The sequence below is a fragment of the Endozoicomonas sp. ONNA2 genome (assembly GCF_024606365.1).
Taxonomy (GTDB): domain Bacteria; phylum Pseudomonadota; class Gammaproteobacteria; order Pseudomonadales; family Endozoicomonadaceae; genus Endozoicomonas.
The window spans coordinates 1-1,079 of sequence record NZ_JAHHPO010000825.1; the positions used below are offsets into that span (position 1 = coordinate 1).

The window sequence follows — 1,079 nt, forward strand, 5'->3', positions numbered from 1 at the left end:
GGGTGTCTGTACCGGATCACCTTCATCGCCAGACAAGTAACCAGAATCGCTGTCTACCGAGTCATCCAGGCCTGGACCATCGGCAGTAAATGCAGTGCCTGTTGGATTACTGTCCTGAGAACCCCCGCTGTCATCGGAAGGCTGCTGAGGCGTTTCCGACGGTTCGGAGTTATCAATTCCACCATCGGTGACATCAACCTTACTGGAACTCTCATCGACTGAGATATCCCGAGTGGATTCCACACTTTGATCGTCTGCAATGGCGGTTTCGTTGTTGTCGATGGGTGCTTCATCTTGACTTATGTTGACATCTGACTCCGCAGGGTCTGTCACTGTCCTTTCGTCGGCGTTGTCTGGCTCGGCAAACAGACCCTCGACGCCATCAAGCTCACTGTAATCCTCAGCGGCATCGCCGGTTTGCCCAGTACCATCGGGCGGTGAGCTTATGCCTGGCAGGGAGTCTGTTGGTTCACAAAGGCCCTGTATTATGCCAGGGATCAGCGAATCGTCCTGTCCGATTCTTCCTACAAAAGGATTTTCGATTATGACTTCAATCTCGAGTTCAGTCAGGGGGGCAGCATAAGCTCCAGTATTCGGGGAGTTGATGGAGATATTCTGATCAGCCGGGCTTGAATCTGTCAGGTCCTGTGCTGTCAGTTCAGCCATAGGCCTATCATCTGGCGCCATCTCCGGATCTGTTTGAGAAGGCTGGTCCGTTGTGGCTGTATGCACCGGCCCTGGCAGGGGACTTCCCATTGTCTGTTGTTGAGCTATCGGACCACCATCAATATGCGTGGCGATGACCGAACCGTCCTCAACTCTGGCCCGAACATTGATGGTCAGCAGGCATTGTCTGTTCTCAAGCCTGGCCAAGTCATTAATACCGGTGGCCTCTTCTCCGATTTGTTGATCAATGTCCGAGACCTGCTGTTTCAGGCTGGCGATTTCCTGGTGAGTACTGGCCTGATCGAATGATGCGAAGTTTTCATCGCGATGCTTGTTAAGAACGGCTATGGCTTTTCCCATTAACTTGCCCAGGTTGGGCTGCTTTGCCAACTGCTCCCCCGGGGGGATCAGGC

The 1,079-nt window shown here is 53.3% G+C and carries 1 protein-coding gene; it reads right to left on the bottom strand.

The annotated features are described in order from the left end of the window. Positions 1-1,056: hypothetical protein (locus KDK14_RS14595; protein ID WP_257265903.1), on the bottom strand; the 1,056-nt coding region annotated here is incomplete at its 3' end. Positions 1,057-1,079: the final 23 nt, after the last annotated feature.